Annotated in this window: 10 protein-coding genes; 7 read left to right on the top strand and 3 right to left on the bottom strand. The window is 70.7% G+C overall.

The annotated features are described in order from the left end of the window. The 4 genes from B0W88_RS26390 to B0W88_RS26405 all read left to right on the top strand — a co-directional run. A partial coding sequence (locus tag B0W88_RS26390) for a cell wall metabolism sensor histidine kinase WalK (RefSeq protein WP_233151850.1) occupies positions 1-641 on the top strand: 641 nt, incomplete at its 5' end. Positions 642-745: 104 nt separating this feature from the next. Beyond that, positions 746-2,278 carry a Do family serine endopeptidase gene (locus B0W88_RS26395; RefSeq protein ID WP_077037569.1) on the top strand — a complete coding sequence of 511 codons (1,533 nt, stop codon included), beginning with the start codon at positions 746-748 and terminating at the stop codon, positions 2,276-2,278. Between the two features lie 160 nt (positions 2,279-2,438). After that, positions 2,439-2,819 (top strand): type II toxin-antitoxin system Phd/YefM family antitoxin, encoded by a 381-nt coding sequence (locus B0W88_RS26400; RefSeq protein WP_077037570.1) that lies wholly within the window; start codon positions 2,439-2,441, stop codon positions 2,817-2,819. Between the two features lie 9 nt (positions 2,820-2,828). After that, on the top strand, positions 2,829-3,476 hold the full coding sequence (locus B0W88_RS26405) for an AAA family ATPase (RefSeq protein WP_198937941.1): 648 nt from the start codon (positions 2,829-2,831) through the stop codon (positions 3,474-3,476). Positions 3,477-3,496: 20 nt separating this feature from the next. Here B0W88_RS26405 and B0W88_RS26410 read toward each other — a convergent pair whose 3' ends face one another. Beyond that, on the bottom strand, positions 3,497-4,015 hold the full coding sequence (locus B0W88_RS26410; protein WP_077037571.1) for a MarR family winged helix-turn-helix transcriptional regulator: 519 nt from the start codon (positions 4,013-4,015) through the stop codon (positions 3,497-3,499). Between the two features lie 130 nt (positions 4,016-4,145). Between B0W88_RS26410 and B0W88_RS26415 the strand changes: the two genes are divergently transcribed. Continuing rightward, the gene (locus tag B0W88_RS26415) at positions 4,146-5,051 is read left to right on the top strand and encodes a flagellin (RefSeq protein WP_077037572.1); all 906 of its coding nucleotides are present in this window, start codon (positions 4,146-4,148) and stop codon (positions 5,049-5,051) included. 78 nt (positions 5,052-5,129) lie between these two features. Continuing rightward, positions 5,130-7,085: a hypothetical protein gene (locus B0W88_RS26420; RefSeq protein ID WP_077037573.1), complete on the top strand. Its 1,956-nt coding sequence runs from the start codon at positions 5,130-5,132 to the stop codon at positions 7,083-7,085. 2 nt (positions 7,086-7,087) lie between these two features. On the opposite strand, the gene B0W88_RS26425 is transcribed toward B0W88_RS26420, so the two are convergent. Further along, the gene (locus B0W88_RS26425) at positions 7,088-8,116 is read right to left on the bottom strand and encodes a hydroxyacid dehydrogenase (RefSeq protein WP_077037574.1); all 1,029 of its coding nucleotides are present in this window, start codon (positions 8,114-8,116) and stop codon (positions 7,088-7,090) included. 43 nt (positions 8,117-8,159) lie between these two features. Beyond that, positions 8,160-8,747 carry a DUF4863 family protein gene (locus tag B0W88_RS26430; protein WP_077037575.1) on the bottom strand — a complete coding sequence of 196 codons (588 nt, stop codon included), beginning with the start codon at positions 8,745-8,747 and terminating at the stop codon, positions 8,160-8,162. A 110-nt stretch (positions 8,748-8,857) separates the two neighbouring features. On the opposite strand from B0W88_RS26430, the gene B0W88_RS26435 reads away from it, so the two are divergent. Continuing rightward, complete coding sequence (locus B0W88_RS26435) at positions 8,858-9,817, top strand: LysR substrate-binding domain-containing protein (RefSeq protein ID WP_077037576.1); 960 nt, start codon at positions 8,858-8,860, stop codon at positions 9,815-9,817. The last annotated feature ends 53 nt before the right edge of the window (positions 9,818-9,870 follow it).

Genomic DNA, 9,870 nt, shown 5'->3' on the forward strand with positions numbered 1-9,870 from the left:
GTCATTTCGTGGCCGACGCGGCGCACGAGCTGCGCTCGCCGCTGACCGCGCTGAAGCTGCAGTTGCAGGCGCTGCAGCGCGCACCCGACGAGGCCACGCGCACGCTGGTGCAGAACCGGCTGGGCGCCGGGATCGACCGCGCCACGCACGTGGTCGAGCAGTTGCTGCTGCTGGCCCGCCAGGAGGCCGCCGCCGAAGCCCCGAAGCCGGTCGACCTGCAGGCCCTCGTCCAGCAGGTGCTGGCCGAGCAGGCCGCCACCGCCCAGGTGCGCGAGGTCGACCTGGGCCTGGTGCAGGCCGATGCGCTGACGCTGCCGGGCCATGCCGAGGGCCTGCGCGTGCTGGTGCGCAACCTGGTGGACAACGCGATCAAGTACACGCCGGCCGGCGGCAAGGTGGACGTGGCCCTGCGCGGCGCGTCCCTCGTCGTCGAGGACAGCGGCCCCGGCATTCCCGAGGCGGAGCGTGCGCGGGTGTTCGATCGCTTCTACCGCAGCGATGCGGCGGCCTCCACCAACGTGACCGGCAGCGGCCTGGGCCTGGCCATCGTCAAGTCTATTGCCGACCGGCATGGCGCCGCGCTGGCGCTGGACCGCTCCGAGGCGCTCGGCGGCCTGCGTGTGACGCTTCGTTTCGCCTAAGCGGGACCTAAGCCTTCATTAAGTGCGGTCTAAGCCGGCACTTCCATAGTTGGTCCAAGGGTTCGCATAGGCCCTCGATTCAACGTCAGCCAGGAGAGACACCGATGCCCATCGAAACCATGATTCCCGCCAAGCGACTCGTCTGGGCGCTGGCCGCCGCAGGCGCCATCGGCCTGGGTGGCGGCGCCGTTGCGGCAGCCGCGCTGAACAAGGCGGCGATGCCTGCCGCGGCCGCCGCCGTGGTCGGCGCCACGCCGGCGGTCGTCGCTGCCGCGCCGGCGCCTGCCGCCGCACCGATCGGCATGGTCACCATGCCCGACTTCGCCACGCTGACCGCCCAGTACGGCCCGGCCGTCGTGAACATCAGCGTCACCGGCAACGTCAAGACCGCGCGCCGCATGCAGGGCGCGCCGCAGATCGACCCGGACGATCCCTTCTACCAGTTCTTCCGCCGCTTCGGCGGCGTGCCCGGCATGCCGGGGCAGGGCGGTGGCGGCGGCACGCCCCAGCCCTCGCACGGCCAGGGCTCGGGCTTCATCGTCAGCGCCGACGGCATCATCCTGACCAACGCCCACGTCGTGCGTGATTCGTCCGAGGTGATCGTCAAGCTGACCGACCGCCGCGAGTACAAGGCAAAGGTGCTGGGCTCCGACCCGCAGACCGACGTGGCCGTCATCAAGATCGAGGCGAAGAACCTGCCGGTCGTGAAGCTCGGCGACACCAAGGACCTGCGCGTCGGCGAATGGGTGCTGGCCATCGGCTCGCCCTTCGGCTTCGAGAACAGCGTGACCGCCGGCGTCGTCAGCGCCAAGAGCCGCGCGCTGCCGGGCGAGAACTTCGTGCCCTTCATCCAGACCGACGTGGCGGTGAATCCCGGCAACTCCGGCGGCCCGCTGTTCAATGCGCGCGGCGAGGTGGTCGGCATCAACTCGCAGATATTCAGCCAGACCGGCGGCTACCAGGGCCTGTCCTTCGCGATCCCGATCGACCTGGCGCAGCGCGTCAAGAACCAGATCGTCGCTACCGGCAAGGTCCAGCATGCACGCCTGGGCGTGACGATCCAGGACGTCAACCAGAGCTTCGCCGATTCCTTCAAGCTGGATGCCCCGGCCGGCGCGCTGGTGGCCAGCGTCGAGGACGGCGGCCCCGCGGCCAAGGCCGGCCTGAAGTCCGGTGACGTGGTGCTCAAGTACAACGGCACGCCGATCGTCGCCTCGTCCGACCTGCCGGCCCTGCTGGGCCAGGCCGCGCCGGGCGACAAGGCCACGCTGGAGATCTGGCGCCAGGGCAAGCGCGAGACGCTGAGCGCCAAGCTGGGCGACGCGGCCGACAAGGCGGCCGTGGTGGCCGGCAATGACAGCGGCGCCTCCGGCGGCAAGCTGGGCCTGGCGCTGCGCCCGCTGCAGGGCCAGGAGAAGGCGGCAGCCGGCCTGAAGGATGGCCTGCTGATCGAGGACGTGGCCGGCGCCGCCGCCCGCGCCGGCGTGCAGCCGGGCGACGTGCTGCTGGCCGTCAACGGCACGCCGGTCAGCTCGATCGAGCAGGTCCAGAAGGTCGTGGCCGGCGCCGACAAGTCGGTGGCGTTGCTGCTGCAGCGCGGCAAGGACCGGATCTTCGTGCCGGTGCGGCTGGGCTGATGGTTTGATGGATTGACTGATTGATTGACGCACCTCGCCCTCACCCCGGGGCGATATTTGGGCCGGCTTGCAGAGCCGGCCCTTTTTTTGCCCTGTGGCTGGCGTACCGCGCCGACGCGCAAATCGCCTAAAATCCTGAAAATCACGGTTGGAGCTTGCCATGGCCCTCGAAGCGATCGCTGTTGATCTTCCGCTGGACGAGCACCGCAGTGCCCGCCTGATCCCCTTTACCCGCACCGAACTGGCCGGCGAGCTGCCGCGCGTCAGCCGCACTGTCGCCCAGCAGGGCGAGGTGGTCATCACCGCCCACAACAAGCCGGAGATGGTGCTGATGACGGTCGAGCGCTACCTGGCGCTGCAGGAAGCCGGCCGCCCGAGCCTGGACCGCCTGAGCGAGGAATTCGAGGCCCTTTACGCGGCGATGCAGAGCGGCGGTGCGCTCGACGCGGCCGACCAGGCCTTCGCGATGAGCGGCGAGGCCCTGGGGCGGGCGGCGCAGTCGGCGGCCGCCTCGACGACGACCCATTCCCACTCACGCTGATCGCCCGCCGTGGGCGCCCGCATCTTCGTGCTGGCTGGCGTCAACGGCGCCGGCAAGAGCAGCATCGGCGGCGCTGCGCTGGAGCAGTCCGGCGGCTCCTTCTACAACCCCGACCGCCAGGCCCGCGAGCTGATGCTGGCCAATCCCGGCCTCGGCCAGGAGGAGGCCAATTCCCAGGCCTGGGAACTCGGCCGCCAGGGCCTGGAGCGGGCGCTGTCGCGCGGCGAGCAGTTCATGTTCGAGACCACGCTGGGGGCCAACACCCTGGCCACGATGCTGATGAACGGCGCCCGCGCCGGCGCCGAGGTGCACCTGTGGTTCGCCGGCCTGGCCACGCCGGAGCTGCACATCGAGCGGGTGCGCTCGCGCGTGGCCCACGGCGGGCATGACATCCCGGAAGCCAAGATCCGCCAGCGCTACCTGTCGAGCCTGCAGAACCTGGTGGAGCTGATGCCGCTGCTGACCAGCCTGGTGGTCTTCGACAACAGCATCGAGAGCGATCCGCGCCGCGGCCTGGCGCCTCGCCCGAAGCTGATCCTGCGCATGCGCCAGGGCCGCGAGATCACCGAGATGATCGCCCCGGCCGACGTGCCGACCTGGGCCAAGCCGGTCGTGATGCAGGCTTTGCGCTTGATGAAGCGCAACAGCAAGCCTTGACCGTCAAGACCTGACCCCGGCTACATCCGCGCCAGCGGAATCTTGCGACCCTTGCGTCCGGCGCCCAGCTGCTTGAGCAGCAGCGCCAGGTCTTCTTCCATCCGTTCGAGCACGTGCTCGTCCAGCTCGTGCAGCGCCTGCGGCAGCACGCCGGTGAAGGGCCCGGGGCTGGCCTCCAGCACCTGCGCGCCGGCCGGCATCAGGCGCCACTTGACGGCGCGCTTGTCGCCGTCGTCGCGGCCGGCGGCCACCAGGCCGCGCTCGACCAGCACGCCCAGCAGGTTGCTGGCGGTGGACTGATGGATGTTCATCCGCTCGGCCACGCCGCCGGTGCCGATGCCGGGCGTATCCCGGATCACGCCAAGCGCCCAGAGCTGCGCGCCACCCAGGCCCACGCTGGTCTCCACATGCTGGAAATGGGTCTTCACCGCATTGAAGACCTGGCGGAACTGCAGCAGCACGCGCACCGCGCGGGCGTCCTCGTCGAGGCGGGCGTCGGCGGCGATCTCGGCAGTGGCGGAGCGCTTCCTGGTCGTCATGCGCCAAATGATATTGCGGCGGCGCATCAAAAATTTTTCGCGGGTCGATTTAAGTCCGCCGCGGCCGGTGTCGCCTTGGAGTGCTGAGGGCAGGACGTGCCCCGCAACCCAAACTGGAGCAACAAGCATCATGCTGAGCCTGAATACCAACGCCGCTTCCCTGTCCGCCCAGAACTCGCTGGGTGCCTCGCAGAAGGCCCTGTCCACCTCGATGAGCCGCCTGTCGACCGGCAACCGCGTCAACTCCGCCATGGACGACGCCGCCGGCCTGCAGATCGCCACCCGTCTGGACGCCCAGACCCGCGGCCAGGCCGTGGCGATGCGCAACTCGCAGAACGGCATCTCGATGATGCAGACCGCCGAAGGCGCGTTCAGCGAGACGACCAACATCCTGCTGCGCATGAAGGACCTGGCCACGCAAGGCGCCGACGGCACCGCCACCGCCGCCGACAAGTCCGCGATGCAGTCCGAGTACGACTCGCTGGGCCGCGAACTGACCAACATCATGAAGAACACGACCTTCGGCGGCCAGGCGCTGTTCGGCGTCGGCACCAACGCCGCGGCCGTGACCGGCGGCACCTCGATGCTGGGCAAGACCGGCGGCGTGACCTTCCAGATCGGCGCCAGCGCTGCCGAGACGATGCAGGTCGACACCTCGGGCGTCGTCTCGCAGCTGACCAACGACGCCGGCGACCTCGGCTCGATCAGCGCCGCCTACAAGACCACGGCCACCGCCGGCACGGTCGGCGCCGAGATCGGCTCCACCGCCACCATCACCTCGCTGGACACGGCCATCGCCTCGGTCGGCAAGGTCCGCTCGGCCCTGGGCGCCGCGTCGAACCGCCTCGACCACGTCTACAACAACTTGCAGAACATGAGCACCAACGTGTCGCAAGCCAAGGGCCGCATCATGGACACGGACTACGCGACGGAAACGTCCGAGATGACGACCAAGCAGATGCTGATGCAGGCCGGCTCGGCGATGCTGAAGCAGTCCAACAGCATGTCCGGCATGGTCATGTCGCTGCTGCAGTAATTCACTGAGCATTGACTTGGAAGCCAGGCCTGTTTCCGTGCAGGCCTGGCTTTTTCGCACCCGAACCTCCCGTCTGCCATGACCCAGCCCGCAGCCCTCCGCCTTCCACGCAACCGCCAGCAGGTGCTGGACGAACAGGCCCGCCGCTGCTGGGACGCCGGCCAGCGGGCCGCCGGGCGCGAGCAGTGGAACGCCGCCGCGGCCGAGTACCAGCAGGCGATCGAGCTGGCGCCGCAGGATCCGCTGTATCCGCTGAGCCTGGCCGGCCTGCGCCTGAAGCAGGGCCTGCCCGCCGCCGCCGAGGCGCCCGCGCGCCGCGCGCTCGAACTCGCCCCGAGCCATGCGCTGGCCTGCCGCATGCTCGCCCGCGTGCTGCGCGAATTGCGCCGTGCGGATGAGGCTGCCGCCGTCTTCGACGCCTGCGTGCCCGCCGCGGCCCCCGATGCCGACTACCTGTTCGAGCGCGGCGAGGCCCTGCTCGACGCCCGCCGCGCCGCCGATGCGATTCCCGTGCTGCTGCAGGCGCTGCACCTGAACATGTTCAACGCGCTGGGGCACCACCGCCTCGGCGTGGCCTTCCAGCTGATCGACCGGCCGCGCGATGCCGCGGTCTGCTTCGAGACCGCCGCCGTCGTCGACAAGGGCGGAGAGCTGAAACCGCTGGCCCTGTCCCAGCTCGTCCACGAGCTGCAACGCGCCGGCGAATGGGGGCAACTGGCCACCCATGTCGCCGCGCTGGTCAAGCAGCTCGACGAGGCCGGCGACGGCGCGCTGGCCCAGGTCACCGCCTTCTCGCTGCTGATGGCGCCCGTGCGCCCGGCCCAGCAACTGCGCGTGGCGCGCCTCAACAGCCAGGCGCTGACGGCCGGCATCGCGCCGCTGCCGCCGGCCGCTGCGCGGCCGCCGCGCGAAGGCCGCCGCCTGCGCATCGGCTACCTCTCCAGCGATTTCCACAACCACGCCACCGCGCTGCTGGTCGCCGAGCTGCTGGAGCTGCACGACCGCGAGCGCTTCGAGGTGCTGCTGTACTGCCATAGCCCCGAGGACGGCAGCGCGTTGCAGCAGCGCGTGCGCGCCGCCGCCGACAGCTTCCGTGACGTGCGGCATGTGGCCGACGTGGACCTGGCCCGCCGGATGCGCGAGGACGGCGTCGACATCGCCGTCGACCTGAAGTCCCACACCCGCGATACCCGCTTCCGCGCGCTGGCCTGGCGGCCGGCGCCGGTGCAGGTGGGCTTCCTGGGCTTTCCGGGCACGAGCGGTGCGGGCTTCATCGACTACCTGGTCGGTGACCGCATCGTCACGCCGCAGGCCCATGCGGCCCACTTCAGCGAGCAGATCGCGCAGCTGCCGCACAGCTACCAACCCAACGACAGCCGCCGCGCGCTGCCGCTGGCGCCGAGCCGCGCCGAGCTGGGCCTGCCCGAGCAGGCGCCGGTGCTGGCCTGCTTCAACCAGAGCACCAAGATCACGCCCGAGGCGGCCGATGCCTGGGGCCAGGTCTTGCGCGCGGTGCCGGATGCAGTGCTGTGGCTGCTCAGCTGGAACCCGGTGGCCGAGGCCAATCTGCGCAGTGAGATGGCGCTGCGAGGCGTGGACGCCTCGCGCCTGGTCTTCGCGCCGCTGGTGGACGCTGCCGGCAACCTCGCGCGCCTGCAGTGCGCCGACCTGTTCCTCGACACCTGGCCCTGCAATGCCCACACCACCGCCAGCGAGGCGCTGTGGGCCGGCGTGCCGGTGCTGACCGTGCCGGGCGCCACCTTCGCCTCGCGCGTGGCCGCCAGCCTGGTGGCCGCCTGCGAGCTGCCGCAGTTCATCTGCCCCAACGTGCAGGCCTATGTGGACCGCGCAGTGGCGCTGTGCCACGACATGGCGGCGCTGCGGCGGGCGCAGCTGCAGCTGCGCGAGCGCCGGCTGGAACTGCCGCTGTTCGACAGCCGGCGCTATGCGCGGGACTTCGAGGCGCTGCTCGACCGCATGTGGGCGCGGCACGAGGCCGGCCTGGCGCCTGAGTTCCTCGCCGCAGCGAGCTGATCTCAGCTGCGCTCGACCGGCCGGCTGCGCGACAGCGCCACCGTCTCGGGCTGCGCCGCCTTGCACAGGTTCGGCGGCAGGCCGCGCGCGATCAGCTCGGCATCGGCCAGCACCATCGCGCCGATGCCCTGCAGCACCGTATGCAGCGCGCCGGCCTGGTGGGGCGACAGCAGCAGCTGCTCGCCCCGGCGGGCGCGGTGGCCGGCGGGTAGAGGCTCCTGCGGGAATACGTCGGTGGCGACGCGGACCTGCCCGCTCTCGGCGACGTCCAGCAGCGCCTCGAAGTCCACCACAGCGGCCCGGCTCACCAGCACCAGCGAGGCGCCCGGCTGCATGGACAGGAACTCCCTGCGGCCGAGCAGGCCCTGGTTGTCGGCCGTGGCGCCGGCCACGACGAACACGATGCGGCTGCGCGCCAGTACCTCGTCCAGCGGGCAGCTTTCGCACTGGAACGATTCGATGAAGGCCGGGGCCAGCCAGGGGTCATAGGCCAGCAGGCTCTGCGGCCGGAACGGCGCCAGCAGCGGCGCGATGGCGCGGCCCAGGTCCCCGAAGCCCACGAAGCCGATGGTCTGGCCGCGCAGCGAATACGCATCGCGATTGGCTTCGAGGCCGTACTGCTCCGTGCCGGCCCGCATGCGGCGGTCGGCGCGGCTGATGCCGCGCGCCAGGTCGATGGCCATGCCCAGCGCGGCCTCGGCCACCGGCTCGGCGAACACCGGGCTGATGTTGAGCACCCGCACGCCGCGCGACATCGCATGCGCGTAGTCGATATTGGGCAGGAAGTTGCCCTCGACGTTGAAGATCGCGCGCAGCCCCGGCGCCTGGTCGAGCCGCTCGCGCGGCATGTCGAGCTGGCCGATCAGGATCTGCAGCGTCGGCGCGATGGCGGCGAACTCCGCATCGGTGGGCGGCCGGTCGTCGAAGATGTGCAGCTCCCCGAGCGCCCGCAGCCGCGCGAGCTGGCCGGCGTCAAGGATGTCGTCCACCCGGCGCGGCGCCGGGGCGAGGAGGAGGGCGGGTCGGCTCATGGCCGCCGATGATGGGGGAGACGGGCGGGCAGGGCAAGATCGCTCAAGGTGTGAACCCGATGAGCCGGGCAAAGTCGGCCACCCGCCGGCGCGGCACGCGCGTTCGGGCCTGCGGCGCCTCGTGGTACGAGATCCGGCCCGAGGGCAGGAAAAACAGCGCGATCACCGCGCCGCCCTTCGCCTCGGGGTAGTGCTGGCTGCCGGGCGCGGGCGCGGTCCAGCCGCCGAAGCACCAGCCGTTGGGCCCGTTCAGCGCGGCGCCCGGGGTCACCGGGATGACCATGTTGAACTCGCCGTAGGGGTGGCCGTGGTACTGGCCGCGGAAACGTCCGTCCTCGTGGCCCTGGCCGTTGCCGGTGCTGTCCATCCAGACGGCGGTGATGCTGAAGTGCAGCGTGCGGGCGGAGGGCTCGGCGAGGCGGCTGCGCCGGTAGTGGGGCCCCTCGATCTCGACATTGGCGGCCCAGCCGTCGCGCACGCCCTGCTGCACCGCGCCGGCGAGGGCCCGGTACAGCTCGCTGGCCGGGCCGTACTTGTCGTTGAGCCAGCGCTCGACTTCGGTGCCGGTGGTCATGTCCTTCACTTCCTCGAGGAAGGGAATGCAAAGCTCGATCAGGGTTTCGGCGTTCATCTTCAGGACTCCAGGTGGGATGGACGCGATCATGGGCAATCGAGGAACTGAATGGAACTGATGGTTTTGCAATTCCATAATGAATGGGATTCAACTCATGGAGCGGCACGATGAGCATCGGCCCCACGGACCTGAACCTGCTGAAGGTGTTCGAGGCCATCTACGAGGAGCGCAACCTGGTCCTGGCCGGCAAGCGGCTGAACCTCACCCAGTCGGCGGTGAGCCATGCGCTGCGCCGGCTGCGCGAACGCGTCGGCGACGAGCTCTTCATGCGCACCGGCAAGGGCATGGTGCCGACCGGCCGCGCCACCGCGATGGCGCCGGCGCTGCGCGAGTCGCTGCGGCGCATCGAGACCGTGCTGGGTGTCGAGCCCTTCGCGCCGGAGAAGTCCAGGCGGCGTTTCGTGATCGCGGCCAACGACCACATCACCGCGGTGCTGGTGGCGCCGTTGTCGCGCGCGCTGCAGGCGGCCGCGCCCGGCGTCGACCTGGTCATCCGCCCTTCGACGCGGCTGGACCTGGCCGAGCAGATCGACCTCGGCCGCATCGACCTGGCCATCGGCATCTTTGCCCAGGTGCCGGCGCGCTTGAACTCGCGCACGCTGATGACGCAGGGCGAGGCGATCCTGATGCGCAAGGGCCATCCTGCCGCCCGGCGCAAGCTCACCCTGGCCGACCTGCAGAAGTACCCACTGGTGACGCTGTCGGTGGGCGGGCAGGAGGAGGGCGCGGTGGGCGGCTTCATCGTCGAACGGGGGCTGGCGCGCCAGTCGGAGATGTTCGATCGCCATGCGCTGGAGGCGGCATTGCCGGCGCCGCGGCTGAGGATCACGGTGCCGCATTCGCTGGCGATCCCGGCGCTGCTGCGCGACACGAACATGCTGTCGATCGTGCCGGGCTCGCTGGCCGTGGCGCTCGCCGCGGGCGGCGAGCTGCTGAAGCGTGCGCCGCCCTATGCGGCCGGCAGCTCGGTCCTGCGCGCCGTCTGGCACGCCCGCGACGAGCATGACGCCGGCCACGCCTGGCTGCGTGAGACGGTGGCGCGGACCGCGCAGGAGGTGGCGGGCTAGGGCCTGTTCACACTACGGACAGGGGTCGCGAAGGCCCGGCATACGGGGCCAAT

It is taken from the genome of Pelomonas sp. KK5 (genome assembly GCF_001984095.1).
GTDB lineage: Bacteria > Pseudomonadota > Gammaproteobacteria > Burkholderiales > Burkholderiaceae_C > KK5.